General features: G+C 70.1%; 15 protein-coding genes. 5 read left to right on the forward strand and 10 right to left on the reverse strand.

The genetic code is table 11. The annotated features are described in order from the left end of the window. Positions 1-5: 5 nt before the first annotated feature. The 6 genes from OG787_RS09440 to OG787_RS09465 all read right to left on the reverse strand — a co-directional run bounded on the left by OG787_RS09440 (position 6) and on the right by OG787_RS09465 (position 5,827). A complete protein-coding gene (locus tag OG787_RS09440) occupies positions 6-920 on the reverse strand; it encodes an ABC transporter permease (protein ID WP_405534893.1) in 915 nt (304 codons plus the stop codon). Further along, a complete protein-coding gene (locus OG787_RS09445; RefSeq protein ID WP_405534894.1) occupies positions 917-1,822 on the reverse strand; it encodes an ABC transporter permease in 906 nt (301 codons plus the stop codon). Before OG787_RS09445 ends, OG787_RS09440 begins: the two co-directional genes overlap by 4 nt. Continuing rightward, positions 1,819-2,793 (reverse strand): ABC transporter substrate-binding protein, encoded by a 975-nt coding sequence (locus OG787_RS09450; protein ID WP_369034688.1) that lies wholly within the window; start codon positions 2,791-2,793, stop codon positions 1,819-1,821. The genes OG787_RS09445 and OG787_RS09450 overlap by 4 nt, the downstream gene beginning before the upstream one ends. Before the next feature lie 40 nt (positions 2,794-2,833). Next, positions 2,834-4,036, reverse strand: coding sequence for a damage-control phosphatase ARMT1 family protein (locus OG787_RS09455; protein ID WP_369034687.1), 1,203 nt, complete (start codon positions 4,034-4,036; stop codon positions 2,834-2,836). A gap of 167 nt (positions 4,037-4,203) precedes the next feature. Then, positions 4,204-4,854, reverse strand: coding sequence for a ScbR family autoregulator-binding transcription factor (locus OG787_RS09460; protein ID WP_405534896.1), 651 nt, complete (start codon positions 4,852-4,854; stop codon positions 4,204-4,206). 76 nt (positions 4,855-4,930) lie between these two features. Then, complete coding sequence (locus tag OG787_RS09465; protein ID WP_405534897.1) at positions 4,931-5,827, reverse strand: ScbA/BarX family gamma-butyrolactone biosynthesis protein; 897 nt, start codon at positions 5,825-5,827, stop codon at positions 4,931-4,933. 260 nt (positions 5,828-6,087) lie between these two features. On the opposite strand from OG787_RS09465, the gene OG787_RS09470 reads away from it, so the two are divergent. Together OG787_RS09470 and OG787_RS09475 are read left to right on the forward strand one after the other, a co-directional pair. Beyond that, positions 6,088-6,741, forward strand: coding sequence for a ScbR family autoregulator-binding transcription factor (locus OG787_RS09470; protein WP_389357187.1), 654 nt, complete (start codon positions 6,088-6,090; stop codon positions 6,739-6,741). Continuing rightward, positions 6,738-7,589, forward strand: coding sequence for an SDR family oxidoreductase (locus OG787_RS09475; RefSeq protein WP_405534898.1), 852 nt, complete (start codon positions 6,738-6,740; stop codon positions 7,587-7,589). Before OG787_RS09470 ends, OG787_RS09475 begins: the two co-directional genes overlap by 4 nt. Positions 7,590-7,792: 203 nt before the next feature. On the opposite strand, the gene OG787_RS09480 is transcribed toward OG787_RS09475, so the two are convergent. Then, positions 7,793-9,589, reverse strand: coding sequence for a S8 family peptidase (locus OG787_RS09480; RefSeq protein ID WP_405534900.1), 1,797 nt, complete (start codon positions 9,587-9,589; stop codon positions 7,793-7,795). A gap of 461 nt (positions 9,590-10,050) precedes the next feature. Here OG787_RS09480 and OG787_RS09485 point away from each other — a divergent pair, with 461 nt between their 5' ends. Then, complete coding sequence (locus OG787_RS09485) at positions 10,051-11,013, forward strand: lytic polysaccharide monooxygenase (protein ID WP_405534902.1); 963 nt, start codon at positions 10,051-10,053, stop codon at positions 11,011-11,013. 33 nt (positions 11,014-11,046) lie between these two features. On the opposite strand, the gene OG787_RS09490 is transcribed toward OG787_RS09485, so the two are convergent. Beyond that, positions 11,047-11,706, reverse strand: a complete 660-nt coding sequence (locus tag OG787_RS09490) for a Tat pathway signal sequence domain protein (protein ID WP_369034680.1) — start codon at positions 11,704-11,706, stop codon at positions 11,047-11,049. A gap of 789 nt (positions 11,707-12,495) precedes the next feature. On the opposite strand from OG787_RS09490, the gene OG787_RS09495 reads away from it, so the two are divergent. Together OG787_RS09495 and OG787_RS09500 are read left to right on the forward strand one after the other, a co-directional pair. Beyond that, positions 12,496-13,227: a DUF6230 family protein gene (locus OG787_RS09495; protein ID WP_369034679.1), complete on the forward strand. Its 732-nt coding sequence runs from the start codon at positions 12,496-12,498 to the stop codon at positions 13,225-13,227. Beyond that, positions 13,227-13,781: a DUF6114 domain-containing protein gene (locus tag OG787_RS09500; protein ID WP_369034678.1), complete on the forward strand. Its 555-nt coding sequence runs from the start codon at positions 13,227-13,229 to the stop codon at positions 13,779-13,781. Before OG787_RS09495 ends, OG787_RS09500 begins: the two co-directional genes overlap by 1 nt. On the opposite strand, the gene OG787_RS09505 is transcribed toward OG787_RS09500, so the two are convergent. Continuing rightward, a complete protein-coding gene (locus OG787_RS09505) occupies positions 13,700-14,443 on the reverse strand; it encodes a Type 1 glutamine amidotransferase-like domain-containing protein (RefSeq protein WP_405534903.1) in 744 nt (247 codons plus the stop codon). The two genes, OG787_RS09500 and OG787_RS09505, sit on opposite strands and share 82 nt — an antisense overlap. A 31-nt stretch (positions 14,444-14,474) precedes the next feature. Then, entirely contained in the window at positions 14,475-14,747 is a 273-nt protein-coding gene (tatA, locus tag OG787_RS09510; RefSeq protein ID WP_405534904.1) for a Sec-independent protein translocase subunit TatA, read from the reverse strand. Positions 14,748-14,816: the final 69 nt, after the last annotated feature.

Consider the following 14,816-nt stretch of genomic DNA (forward strand, 5'->3'; position numbering starts at 1 on the left):
TGGGGTCATGTGGGTCGCCTGCTGCCGATCAGCCGCTTCTCGACCGCCAGCAGGCCGGTGTTGAGGAGGTATCCGAGGGCGCCGAGCAGGACGAGGGCCGCCCATACGGTCAGCAGGTCGGAGCGGGACTGGGCGTCGGTGAGGGTGAAGCCGATGCCGTTGGCGGTGCCCGGCAGCAGCTCCGAGAACACCATGAGGATGAGGGAGAGCGAGAGGCTCAGCCGAAGCCCGGCGAAGATGCGCGGCAGCGCGGAGGGCAGAAGCAGCAGCCAGAGCCGTTCGAACGCGGTCAGGCGCAGCACGGTGGCCACTTCGAGCCGCAACGGGTCGACATTGCGCGCTCCGTCCGCCGTGTTGATCAGCACGGGCCATACGGCGCTGAAGACGATCGACGCGATCTGCATCTGCGTACCGAAGTCGAGCACGACGACGAAGACGGGTACGAGGGCCGGGGGCGGGACGGCGCGCGCGAACTGGAGGACCGGGTTGCAGAGGGCGTACGCCCGGTGCGACCGCCCGACCGCGATACCCAGTGCCACCCCGGCGACGGCGGCGAGCGCGAACCCGACGGCCATCCGGCCGAGGCTGGGCAGGATGTTGTCGACGGCGGCGTCGGTGAGGAAGAGCTGGCTGACGGGGCCGGAGAACCACAGATCGTAGGCGTGGCGTGCGATACGGCCGGGAGGAGGGAAGTAGACGCTGCCGTGCGCACGGGCGGCGAGCTGCCAGGCGCCCACGGCGAGGGCGAGCACGAGCCAGCGGAGCAGGGCGCCTCGGGCGAGGGAGCCCACACGGGCGGCACGGGAGGCGAAGGGGGTGGGGGCGGTGGTGGAGGCAGAACCGGTCCCGGCGGTCCCGGTCTTCTTGGTGGTGTCCGCGCGCGGGGGCTGGTCGGCCGTGGGTCCGGGGCGGCCGCTCATGGGTGGACCTCGTGGTCGGAGACGTCGGCGGCGGACCGCTCGCCTCGCACAGATGCGGACGCAGGGCGTGCTTGGCGCTCGCGTGGCCGGTGTTCCGGTGTCCATGGAAACGCTCTGCGTTCGCACCGCACGAGCACCCCGTCGATGACCAGGCCCAGGGTCCCGGCCCACACCACACCGGCCAGGACGTCCCGGGTGCCGTCGGTCGCCGTGCCCGCCTGGGCGATGAAGATGCCGAGGCCCTCGCCGAAGCCGGCGAGGATCTCCGTGGCGACGGCGAGGATGAGGGCGATCGCGGCCGAGATGCGGATACCGGCCGCGATGAAGGGTGCCGTGCCGGGGAGTTCGACGTGGAGCAGCACGGAGAGGCGGCCGAAGCCGAAGGCGCGCAGGGTGTCCTTGGCGAGGGGGTCGGTCTCGCCGAGTCCGTAGACGGTGTTGAAGAGGATCGGCCAGACCGAGGCGTAGGTGATCAGCGCGACCTTGGTCTCGGTGCCCGACCCGAGGAGGAGGGAGACCAGGGGGATCAGTGCGACGGACGGCAACGGGCGCAGGAACTCGACGATCGCGCGTACGGCGGCGTCGACGACCGGCACGCTCCCGAGCAGCAGCCCCAGCGGGATCGCTATCGCGCAGGCCAGGCCCAGCCCCAGGGCCCATGCGCGCAGGGTCGCCCCGAGCCCGTCCAGAAAGGCCCGGTCACCCGCCAACTCCACGGCCCGGGCCAGGACTTCGGACGCCGGCGGCAGATAGCTGCGCCGTACGATCCCGGCCCTGCTCACCGCCTCGCACACCCCGAAGGCGAGGAGCACACCGAGAACACCGAGCACCGGCTCCTGCCGTACACGCACCCGACCCCGGCCCAACTCCCGTACCCGCGCACGTACTCGTGCCCGTTTCACCGCACCAACAGCGTCGCCGGATCGATCGCCTTCTTCAACAGCCCCTGTTTCTCCATCAGTTCGGTCAGCCGGGCGATCTGCGTGGCGTCCATGACCGGTGGGAAGACCGGCAGGTCGATGGATTTCGCCTGGTCCGCCGTCACCTTCGTGTACGTCGGCACCACCGCGCGTACGGCCGACGGGTCCTCGCCGGCGATCTGCGCGGCGGCCTTGATGGCCCGTTGGAAGGCGGCGAGGGTCTCCGGGTTCTCGGTGGCGTACCGGTTGGTGGTGACGTAGCCGCTGAGGGGGATCGTCTCGACGGGCGGGGACGAGCCGTCGATGAGCACCCTTGCCTTCAGTTCGTCCTGGATGACGCTGTCGAAGGGCTCGACCACGTGGATGGCGTCGACCTGTCCCTTCTCCAGCGCGGCGCCCATCTGCGGGAAGGGGACCTGCCGGTAGTCGGGAAGCCCGGCGCCCGCCTTCTCCAGGATCTCGTTGAAGGTCAGCGACTGGACGTTGTTCAGGACGTTGACGGCGACCTTGCGGCCCTTGAGGTCGGCGACGGTCTTGATGTCCGAGTCCTTCGACACCAGGACGTCCATCATGTGCGGCGCGGCTCTGATCGACTCGGCGACGATGCGGATGTCGAGAGTGCCCTTCTCATGGGCCTGGAAGTAGGTGACGTAGTTCGCGCTCGCGACCACGTCGACCTGGCCCTTCGCCAGCGCGGGCAGCGCCTGGAGGCTCTGCTGGACCTGCGTGATACGGACGTCGAGGCCCTCCTTCTCGAACAGACCGCGGTCGCGCGCGATGTAGAGCGCGACGCAGTCGATCAGCGGCAGGGCGGCGACATTGATCCGTTCCTTGCCGCCGTCCGAGGAGGACGAGTCCGAGCTGTCGCCGCCGCAGGCCGCGACGGCCAGAGTCAGGGCGGCCAGTGCCGCCGCGAGTTTTCCTCTTCCCGAGCGCAATGGACGTAACGCCATGGGCGCATGCCTATCAAAGATTTGACATGATCACCACAGGTCAACGAGCCACCTGGACGACCGCACGCGTACCGCTCGTCCGCCAGCGCTGCCCCTCGGCGGCCACGAGCGCGGTCTCGGTACGGGCGTCGAGGCCGACGATCACGTCCGACTTCAGGGTGCGCAGGGCGGCCACCGGGCCGGGGAAGTAAGCGGTGACGTCCGCGAAGGGGGTGGTCGGGGGCCGGAGCCGGTCACCGACCAGGCGGCGGTAGTTCAGGTCGCCCTTCATCACGGTGACCGTGGCCGAGGCGAAGTCCTCGCGCAGGTCGTCGGGCATCTCCGCGTACGGCAGCGGGGCGCAGGAGAAGGGGTGGGCGCGTACCGCGAGGCGGCCGTCGGCCATCGCGGACCAGAGGCGGTGGCCGTACGCGGCGGCCTCGCCCGGAGCGCGGGTCAGCCGGCGCAGGGCGTCGACGACGTCGGCGGTGGTCGCGTCGGAGACGAAGAACGGGTGCGGTTTCACATGCAGGACGGCACGTTCGGCGTACCCCCGGGTCAGCAGGTGGTCCAGGAGCAGCAGGTCGGGGACGAGTTCGCGGCCCGCGTTGTCCGCGACCAGGCACACCGTGCCGGCGTCGCGTCGGGTGGGCCGGAGCAGCGACCAGAGGGACTCGCTGTCGTCGGCGACGAGTCCCGCCGCCTCCCCGCCCTCGTCCGCGCCGGAGAGCCGGAAGCCGAGGTCGGCCCGGTTGCCCCACAGCGACCCGTGGAGCAGGGCGCGCGCCTGTTCCTCCTCGGGCCTGCCCACCAGGTCGTCGAGCGCGGCCAGTTCCTCGTCGGTCTCGGGGGCGTCCAGTTCGGCGAGCTTGAAGGGACGGAAGGGGTCGATCCCGCGCCAGGCACCGGCTCCCCCGCCTCCGCCTCCTCCGAAGTACCCGACCGCTTCGAGGAGTTGGCGGTAGAAGTACCCCTCCGCCCACAGCCACGGCACGTCGAACCAGGACCGGCCCGTGTACTCCCGGGTCCCCCACTCCTCCCACTGCTCCCGGTCCTCGGCCCCGGCCGGGAGCGGTTCGACGGCGCCCTCGGTGCAGCTCTTGAGCAGCGCGTCGAGCGCGCGGTGCTGCTCGGGACCGTACGGGAAGGCGTCCCGCACCTTCTGGATGAGCGCGGGGTGCCGTTCGGCCAGCACGCTCCAGGGGAACGAGCCCGGCTCGTTGGAGAGGATCACGGGCGGGGACACGGAGTCGGAGACAGGCATGAGCCTCACGCTACCGCCCACGAAACACCCGGCCCGGAACCCGCAGCGCGGCGACCTGAACGGCCGGGAAACCCCCTAGGGGCGCGGGGAACTGCGCGACCAGCCACAACTGACCAGCCACCCGGCCCGCAACCGCGAGCCCCTCCCCAGTAGCCGCACGGCCCGTCTCACGCCACCACCCTTATCTCCCGCTCCAGTTGCGCCACCAGGCTCAGATACCGCGCCCGCCTCGGCGTCGGCACCAACGCCCGGATGGTGAGGCGCCACATGTCCGCCGTACGGCGGGGCTGGCGGGCCACCGGCTCCACCGCCCTGCTGACCACGCGGCTGCCGACGAAGAAGCTGACGAGGGAGTGCGCCATCGCGTCGACGTCGACGTCCGGGTGGACGTCGGACTCCTTGACCGCGCCGAGGAGTTTGCCGGACGCGATCTCCGACCACTCGCGGAACGGGTGCCGCAGCGGCGGCCGTACGACGACGTCGCCGGCGGCGAGGCGCAGGCCCGCCCGGGAGATCGGGCCCTCGACGGCCATCCTGGTGATCCCGAAGGTGATGCGGATCAGCGCTTCGAGCGAGGAGTAGCCGCGGCCCTCGATGTCCCTGGCCATCCGCCGGGAGGTCCTGGACTGGATCTCCAGGATGGCGTGGGCCAGATCCTCCTTCGCCGCGAAGTGGAAGTAGAGGGCGCCTTTGGTGACATGGGCGTGCTCGACTATGTCGCTCAGGCTGGTCGACTCATAGCCGTGGCGGTCGAACAGGTCGGCCGCGGCCGTGATGATCGTCGCGCGGGTCTGCTCGGCGCGTAACTGCCTCGCCATCGGCGCCCACCCCTTCCCACACCGTCCCCGGCGCTCCCGAACTCCCTGAAGAAAAACGGGATATGCCGTTTGTTTCTTACTGCCTGTACAAGATAGCCGACCGTTCCGCGGTGCCCACCACACACTCGAAAACCGTGTGTCCCTCCTGTGTTCCCACCACCTTCAGGGCCCCGTCACCTTGATCGGTGGACTCTATCCAGGTGGGCAGGTCCAGTTCGGCGAACTGATGGAAGGTCGTGTCGAAGGACACGGGTATCAGCCCGCCGTCGGGGCCGGTGCGCGCCAGCGCGGCCTGGCGGGCGGCCTCCAGGAGCAGCATGCCCGGTATGTGATCGAGAGGATGGTCGAAGAAAACAGCATGACCGGTATCAACTCGCAACTGCCAGTCACGATCGGCCTGTTGAGGCCGCGCCAGGACGACGTCCGCCGCCGAGTCCCGGCCCACGTCGGCGGCCGGCAGCCCCGGCGGGACGGGCAGCGCGGTCACGCCGGCCGCCGTACGACCGCCGCGCAGCCTGCTGAAGACGGCGCCGCTGGTGCAGGTGAAGGCGACGTCGGCATGCGCGACCAGCTCACCGTCCAGCAGTACGTCGGCCGCGTAACGGGCCGAAACCAGGCGCTTGCCTCGATGGCGGATGTCGGAGAAGGTGATGTCGACGGTGGGTTCGGCAGGGACCGGCCCGACGCCCAAGTGCTCGGGGAACGTGGTGATCCGGAACTCCTGGAGCACGAACTGGTGGTCCAGGGGCACCTGGTACTCGGTGTGGTTGAGCAGGGTTCCGGCCTGACGCACGGTCTCCACGACGAGCAGCGGATCGTAGGCCGTCCGGTCGGGCGACACGTGTAAACAGTGGACTCGCGGCCACTGCGCGGAGACGCTGAACCGGTCGGTCTCCGTTCGGGACCAGCCGGTGGGGAACGTCTCCGCGATCGCCGCACGGTGCACGAGTTGGCGCGGAACGCTCGCCGTCATGAGTGGGATTTCGGCAGACTGCGGCACTGGAAGCAATGTCTCTCCCTCGGTCCCCCGAATGGCGTGGCAGACGGAAAGGCGCCCGCTCCGGTGAGCGTTAGAGTACGAGGCGACCGGTTTGTTTTCAACGAGATCAGTCGGTCCGGCCCTATGATCGGCGGTTCCGGCGCACCAGACCACGCGCCGTCACGCACCAGCACGGCACTGAATACGGCACCGAATACGGACACCGGCCAACTGGGCGCCAGGGAGGGGCTCTTATGGCGAAACAGGAGCGCGCCATCAGGACGCGCAGGGCGATCCTGGAAGCCGCGGGCGCGGTTTTCGACGAACACGGCTACACGTCCACGACCATCGCGATGGTGCTGGAGCGGGCCGAAGTCACCAAAGGCGCCCTGTATTTCCACTTCCCTTCCAAGGAATCCCTCGCGCAGGCGGTGCTCGACGAGCAGGTGCCGTTCGGCACGGTCCCGGAACAGCCCTGCAAGCTGCAGGAGATCATCGACATGACGTTCGTCGTGGCGCAGCGGCTGCTGACCGACTCCCTGCTGCGAGGCAGCGTGCGGCTGACGGTGGACCAGGCGACGCCCCCCGGGGTCGACCACTCCGGACCGTTCCGGCAGTGGGGGGAGCGGCTGATCGTGCTGATGGAACAGGCCGGCGCCCAGGGCGAGTTGCTGCCCACGGTGAAGCCGCAGGACACGGTGGAGCTGCTGGTGGGGGGCTTCGCGGGCATCCAGTTGATGTCGCGGGCCCTGACCGACCGGGCGGACCTCGCGCACCGTATCTCGGTCCTGTGGTCCCACATCCTGCCCGGCATCGCGGTACCGGGGCTCCTGCTCGGACTGGACAGCCGGGCCGACCGCGGCGTCCGCATCCTCTCCCCGGCCCCGGTCCCGGTCCCCGTCCCGTGATTCTGCTGACGGGGGCCACCGGCACCGTCGGTCGGCTGGTCGCCGAACGCCTGGCGGGCACCGGCCCGCTGCGCCTGCTGACCCGCGACCCGCACCGCGTCACCCTCGCCGGTCCCGGAATCGAGGTGGCGCGCGGGGACTTCGACGACCCCGCCGGGCTGCGCGCGGCGCTGGCCGGCGTACGGTCCGCTCTGCTCGTCACCGCGAACCCGCTGGCGCCGGCCCAGGACGAGAACTTCGTGGCGGCCTCCCGAGCGGCGGGGGTGTCTCAGGTGGTGAAGCTGTCGGCCCAGGCGGTCACCGACCCCGGGGCCACCGACCTGATCACACGGTGGCAGCGGTGCAACGAGGAGCTCCTGCGCGCCTCCGGCCTGGCGTGGACCTTCCTGCGTCCGCGCGCCTTCATGTCCAACACCCTGGGCTGGGCCCGCTCCGTCAGGGAGGAGGGGGTCGTCCGGGGCCCCTACGGCACCTCACGGAACGCGAACGTCGACCCGCGGGACATCGCGGATGTGGCGGTACGGGCACTCACGGACCCGGAAGCGCACGCGGGGCGGGCGTACGCGTTGACGGGGCCGGCCGGGGTCACCCCGGTCGAACAGACGGAGATCCTGGGCGAGTTGCTGCAACGACCCCTGAAGTTCGTCGAGTTGACGGAGGACGAGGTTCTGCGGGGGCTGCTCGCCCGTTACCCGGAGGCGGTGGCCCACGCCCTCGTGGAGAGTGCGGCGCGGGGGCGGGACGGCTCGAAGGGGCAAGTGGAGCCGGATGTCGCCGAGTTGCTCGGCCGGCCGGGGCGCTCGTACCGCGAGTGGGCGGCGGAGCACCTGGCGGAGTTCAGCGGGTAGCTCCGCTGGATGGGCGGTTCGTTCGCTGCGGGCCGGTGGGGGCTGGTCGCGCCCCGCGGCGGAGCCGCCGATCGACACAGCCCCGCGCCCCTTTCGGGGCGCTGTCGCGCACCCGAATTCACCCGTATGACAGCGGCGGGTCGGTCGGCGTCCATCCACGCCGACCGACCCGCCCGTCTGTGTCACACCTTCAGCTCACTGGATCAGAAGGTGAGCTTCCAGCTGTTGATCGTGCCGGTGTCCGCGGAGGCCACGTCCTGGACGCGGAGCTTCCAGGTGCCGTTGGCCACCTCGCTGGAGGCGTCCACCGTGTACGTGGTGTTCACGTTGTCGGCGGAGTCCGAGGTGCTGGAGGCCTTCAGCGGGTAGGTCGTGCCATCGGGCGCCACCAGCGTGATGACCAGGTCACCACGGTAGGTGTGGGTGATGTCGACGCCGACCTGGAGGGCCGAGGGGGCGTTGCCGGTGCGGCCGCTGACGGCGATCGAGGACTCGACGGCGGAGCTGTTGTCCGGGATCGAGACGGCGGTGGTGGAGGAGAAGGTGGTGCCCGAGGTCGTACCGCTCACGGCCTGCACGGTCTTGGTCGCGTCGGCCAGACCGGCGCCGCAGCCGCCCGAGCAGGCGCCGGGCAGGGCACGGGAGTTGGTCTTGATCGCCGACTCGATCTGGGCCGGGGTCAGCGAGGAGTTCGCCGACTTCATCAGCGCGGCGAGGCCCGCGATGTGCGGGGCGGCCATGCTGGTGCCCTGGTAGTAGGCGTACGACTCGGTGGACGGGCCCTGGGTGCCGGAGTTCAGCGTGGACAGGATGCCGTTGGCGGTGCCGGTGCTGGTCTGGCCGCCCGGGGCCGCGATGTCCACGGTGGAGCCGTAGTTGGAGTACGAGGCCTTGGCGCCCGTACGGCTCAGTGCGGCGACCGAGATGACGTTGGCGCAGCTCGCCGGCGAGTAGTTGGCCGCGTTGGCGTTGCTGTTGCCCGCCGCGACGACGACCGTGGTGCCACGGTTGACGGCGTTGGTGATCGCCGTCTGGGTGGCCGAGGTGCACGCGCCGGAGCCGCCCAGGCTCATGTTGATGACCTTGGCGACGTTGGCGTTGGCCGGGACGCCGGAGACGGTGCCGCCGGACGCCCAGGTGATGGCGTCGATGATGTCGGAGTCGTAGCCGCCGCACTTGCCGAGGACGCGCAGCGGGGAGATCTTCGCGTTGTACGCGATGCCCGCGACACCCTTGTTGTTGTTCGTGGCGGCGGCGATGGTGCCCGCGACATGGGTGCCGTGCCAGGAGGAGTTACTGGAGCCGGTGCCGGTGCCGCACTCGTCGGTGGCGTACCAGTCGCCCGGGTCGGCCGGGTTGCTGTCACGGCCGTTGCCGTCCACCGAGACGGCGGTGTCGGAGATGAAGTCGTAGCCCGCGACGATGTTGGCGGCCAGGTCGGAGTGGGTGACATAGCCGGTGTCGATGACGGCGACGGTCACGCCGGTGCCGGTCGCGGTGGTCCAGGCGCCCGGGACGCGCATGCCCGCGGTGGTCTCGAAGAGGTCCCACTGCTTGCTGTACTCGGTGTCGTTCGGGTCGGCCTGCGGCTTGTTGAGGCGGTCCGGTACGACGTAGGCGACCTGCGGGTCGGCCTGGTACTCGGCGATGACGTCGGCGACGTCCGCCTTGCTGAGCCGCTCGCCCAGGTCGACGAGGGCGGCACCGGTGCCGAGGCGGCGCTGGAAGTCCAGGCTCTCGCCGGCCTCCTTGCCCTTGGCGACGGCGTCGGCGTCGGCGGCCTGGTTCGACCTGGCCTCGGCGGCGCCGGCCTTGTAGCCGACGATGAGTCGTTCGGCCGGGGCGGCGACCGCCTGCGCGGCGGCTTCCGGGGCGGTGGCGGGAGCGGCGGGCTCCTGGGCGAAGGCGACCGAGGTGGTGGCGGCGGCGACCAGCGCGGCGGAGACCGCGGCGGCGGATATCAGCTTCCGCCCCGTGACACGGGTGGGTGAGGTACGCAAGGGCTTGCCTTTCGTGGCCGTACGCCGGGCAGCCTGGAGGGCGGCGCGGGGTGGCGGTCGATTCGCTTCGTCGTCGAAGCGGCGGGGGGTGCAGTCGAAAAGCGGCGCGGCGGCCGGCCAAGCGCGAGCGGCCCGTTCCGGGGTTACCTGTGGGGCGGCTGTGGTGGAACAGTAGGCAAAGAGAAGGTCATCCGGATACAGGGGAAACCCTCGATCCGTCCGGTTCCACACCCTCGAACGCCGGAAACCGCCCCTGGACGACGGCCAGTTGACCGGGTTGGGCGAGTTACGGGGGATTGGCGGCGTGTGCGGCGGGGCGAGCGGCGGTGGGTGTGGCAGTACGTGTGGCGATTGAACGCGGTCTGCCCGCTTCCCGTACTGCCCGAAGGCGGATCCGTTCCCGGGCGGGCCCGCAGCAGACCTGTTCAGACCTGTTCCCCCTCGGTCGAGGAGACATCCCGATGACCGCCCACCGCCGTACTCTCTCGGCCGCCGCACTCTCCTGCACCGCCGCCGTCGCGGCACTGCTGTTGCTGACGTTGTCGGCGGCGGCTCCCGCCCAGGCGCACGGTGCGCCGACGAAACCGGTCAGCCGCGCCTACGCCTGCTCCCCCGACGGTGGCAGCACGGCCGGTACGGCGGCCTGCCGGGCGGCGCTCACCGCGAACGGCGGGGCGCCCTTCACCTTCTGGGACAACCTGCGGGTCGCGGACGTGAACGGCCGGGACCGTGCGGTGATCCCCGACGGCAAGCTGTGCAGCGGCGGGCTGTCCGACTACCGGGGGCTCGACATCGCCCGCGCCGACTGGCCGTCGACCACGCTGTCGCCGGGCGCGCGGCTGACGATGACGTACCGCTCGACGATCCCGCACACCGGCACGTTCAAGATGTTCCTGACGAAGCCCGGGTACGACCCGGCCGAGCCGCTGAAGTGGTCCGACCTGCCGGACAAGCCGTTCGCCGAGGTCAAGGACCCCGCGATGACGGGCGACGCGTACCGCATCGACATGACGCTGCCGTCGGACCGGACCGGCCGGCATGTCCTGTACACGATCTGGCAGAACTCCAGTACGCCGGACACCTACTACTCGTGCTCGGACGTGGTGTTCCCGACAGCGAAGAGCAGCACCAGCGGTTCCGGTGACACCGGCGCGTCGGCCACCGCGACCCCCGCCGCGCAGACCGAGCCCACCCGGTCCCCCACGCCGGCCGAAGCGGCCGAGGAGCCGGCGAAGACGGTGGAAACGGAAGAGGCGGCGGAGTCCGCCGACTCCGCCGCCCCACAGGCCGGAAGCACCGTGGCCGGTGCCCCGGTGGCGTCCACCACCGAGGACACCGGACCGCGGTACGCGGTCGCGGGCGGCGCCGCGGCCGTACTGCTCGCCGTGGCGGTCGCCCTCGTCCTGCGGCTGCGCCGCCGGTGAACTCCGGTGGCCCAGCCGCTCATTGACAGATCGTCAGTTGACGAAGACCGTGGCGTTGCCCTGCGTCACGTCCTGCACGGGGGCGTACTTGGCGGTGAAGTAACCGGCGCTGAAGCACAGCGACGAACCGGACGTCCTGGTGAACGCCTGGGCCGCGAAGTTGATGCTGTTGTCGGCCTCGCCGGTCGTACCGGTCAGGCTGGGCGCCTGGTAGACGCAGTTGATGCTGCCGAGCAGGGTGCGCAGCACGACGGTCGTCTGGATGGTGGAGCCCGCGGCCGGGCTGACGGTGACGGATTCGTCGGAGCCCACCACGGTGGTGTACGGCAGGTTGTTGACGGTCACGCTGGTCACGCCGAGCACACCGAGCACATTGCTGGTGCAACTGCTGAAGGTGTGCGCGGTGACCGACTCGGTCGCGACGCCGGGCGCGGCGGGGTTGTCGATGACCTCGGCCGTGAAGGTGGACGCGGCACACGTGACACCGCTGGTGCCGGTCGCGCTGGAGTAGAGCGTGGCGGTGGTGCCGGAGGCGAGGGAGGCGCTGAGGACGTCGCCCACGGCGACGGCGTCGCCGGCCGCGCTGCCGACGGTCAGCACGGTGTCGGCGGCGGACGCGGGGGTGACCGCGGCGACGGAGAGGCCGACGACAGCGGCGGCGAGGGCCAGGGTGGAACGAGTGCGAGTACGCATGATGCGGGTGCCTCTTTCTGGAACTGGGGGTGTTCGGGGGTGTGTTGGGGGTGAGGTGGGGGGGTGTCCAGGGGGGTCAGGGCATGCGGAAGTACGCGTGGGAACGCGTGCCGAACGCCTGAAGGGCAGGGGAAACGTGAAGGGCGCGGGAAAGGAGGCGTCGCCGGCCCGTGACGCCTTCTCCGTACGTGACGGACCGGCAACGACAACCGGCCGGTGACCGGCAGGAAGGCTTGGAGGGAGGCTTCCTGGCCGGACCGGGCGGGACAGGGCGACCCGGCGACGGCCCAGGGGGGAAACGGCCGTGCCGGCGCCTCGGAGGCGGACTTCGGAATGAGCGTTGAGTCCGGGAAGAGCGGCTCGCACCGCTGCGGATCCGGCGCCACGGATCCGGGGAAACCAGGGCAGTTCTAGACCTGAGGAACCGTCAACGTCAAGGTGCAGAACGGAAGTTGATGTCTCTGACCCCATTTCCCCCTGGTTCTGCGCTTGCCGCTCGAAGGGGTCTCGGAGGGGTCTCAGAGGGGCCTCCGGACCCCCGGACGACCCTCGATCACCCCGCGAAGCCACAGGTGGCGCATAATCCGCACCCTTTTTTCACAACTCCCTTGACCCTCCAAAGTAACCACGGGTAACTTCCTCGGCGGCTACTGGTGCGTAACCGTGAAAGCCCTTGCAATCGCCGGGAGTTGCGAGGAGACGGATACCCCAGCTGCTGTCCGCGCCAGGACAACACGCCACTGAAGCCCGACCAGCATTGACGCATTGACTATGCACTTGGGAGCAGCCATGGCCTCGTCCTCGGACGTCTCGTCGTCCGCCGGATCCAACCCCGAGCAGCCGGAGAGCGGTAACGCCTCCGGTGGCTCCGGGGGCTCGGGATCCTCCAACGTGTCCGAATTCTTCGAAGGCGCCGGAAAGGGCGCCGAGCGACGCGGGCGGGTCCGTGGACGCCGCGCCGCCATGATGGCGGTGCCGGCCACCCTGATCGCCGCGACGCTCGCGGTACTCACCGCCGAGGGCGCCCTGGGCGTCCAGTTCGCCATCTCCGGCATGCCGTTCACGGTCACCGCGACCGAGCTGAACGGCACCGGCTTCGAGCAGTTCGGCGGCCTCGACCACATGATCGAGAACAGCCCGAACGAGGGTGACACCGGCGGTCAGGTGCTGGTCATCACCTCCGCGATCAAGAGCGCGTCGCTCACCAAGCTGTGCCAGAGCGTCGACCTCGGCGGCATCAACCTGCTGATCAAGGCCGGCAGCAGCGGCACTCCGGTGACCGCGACCGACCTGACGACCGACTCCACCGAGCTGTCGGGCAACGCGTCGTTCGACAACATCGAGATCGGCAACGACGCCAGCACGCTCACCAAGGCGGGCGTCAAGGGTCCGGCCGGTGTCTTCAGCCAGCAGGCGGACACCGTCCACATCTCCAACCTGCGGCAGACCAACTACGCGACCACGGCCGCCGTGTTCAAGCTGCCCGGGCTGAAGCTCAGCTTCAGCGAGTCGGGTTGCTGATGTCGGCCGACATACGGCAGGGGGTGCGGCCCGCCTTCAGAGCATGGCGGGCCCACCGTCCGTACCTGGCCGGGGTGCTGCTCACCCTGGGCGGGGCGGAGATCCTGGTCACGATGAAGGTGTCGCTGAAGGTCGTCCTGCACATCGGTATGCAGGGTCTGGCGGGCTATCTGCTGCCGTCGCTGATGATCGTGTGCGGGCTGCTGATCATCTTCAACCCCGCACAACGCCTGTTCTACTCGATCGTCGGCGTCCTGCTGACGCTGGGCACCTGGGTCACCTCGAACCTGGGCGGCTTCTTCGTGGGCCTCACCCTGGGAGTCGTGGGCAGTTGCATGGCCTTCGGCTGGCTCCCGGACCAGGAACCCAAGATCAGCCGCAGGCAGCGGCGCAAGGCCAAGCGGGAGCGCAAGGCCGTCATCGCGGCGCAGACGACCGCGGAATCCAAGGCGGCAGCAACAACGGACGACGGTCAGGAAGACACCGGCGAGGGCAGCCTGCGCGGCTCGATGCGCTCCTCCACCGTCGACTCCCCTTCACACCTGACGACATAGGCACCCTTGCCCGGCAACTCCGCGACCGCCTCGACGAGTTCGGTCCCTCGGTAGACGAGGCCGACCCCGTCGTCGGTGCAGTGCGTGGTGGGCAGGGTGCCGTCGGCAACCAGCGTGTGGACCAGCGGGCGGCGGCCCGCGTCACTGTCGTAGTGCACCCCGTTGCCGTACGGCAGAAACCCCAACGCATCGGTGAGCGGCCGGAGTTCGGGGCCGAAGGAGTCGGTGGTGCCGCCCCTGAACCAGCAGAGGGAGCCCGCGCTCACACCGCTGAGCACCACGCCGGCCTCCCAGGCGCGCCGCATGATCCGGTCGAGCCCGTGCACCCGCCACACGGCCAGCAGGTTCGCGACCGAGCCGCCCATGACCCAGACGACGTCCTGTTCGAGCACCGCGCCCTCGACGTCGTCCACGTTGGGCATGGGGAAGAGATTCAGCGGCGTGAGGTCGAAGCCCGCGACCCGGGCGGCCTCGCCCATGCGGGCCGTGAAGTGCTCGGCGTCCCCGATCGCCGTACCGACGTAGAGGACGCGCGGCCTGCGGCCGTGGGCCCCGGAGAGATCGACGGCGTGATGCACGAGGGCGTCGAACTCCACCATGGTCCGGCCGCCGGAGCGGAGGCCGCCGGAGGTCGCGAGGATGGTCGGTTCGGAAGCGGCCATGCGGATGATCCTACCGATCAACGGCAGGCTCCTACCGATCGGCGACGGGCTCCCGGCGGTCGACGACAGACTCAGTCCGGTGGGCAGCGCCCTCGCCCACCTGCGAAGACCCCTCCCCCGCCGAGCCGTTCGCCGGCTCGCCCACCGTGCCGTCCGCCTTCATGGCCTGCGCCTCGCTCTTGAGGATGCGCATCGAGCGGCCCAGTGCACGCGCCGTGTCCGGGAGCTTCTTCGAGCCGAACATGACGATGAACACGATCGCCACGATCAGCAGATGCCAGGGTTCCAGTCCGTTCCGGAGCACAACCTCACAGCCCTTTCCTTCGTCACACATAACAGTTGCCACTTTGCGCAACTGTACAACCAAGGTGAG

The sequence above is a fragment of the Streptomyces sp. NBC_00075 genome (assembly GCF_045041225.1).
GTDB lineage: Bacteria > Actinomycetota > Actinomycetes > Streptomycetales > Streptomycetaceae > Streptomyces > Streptomyces adonidis.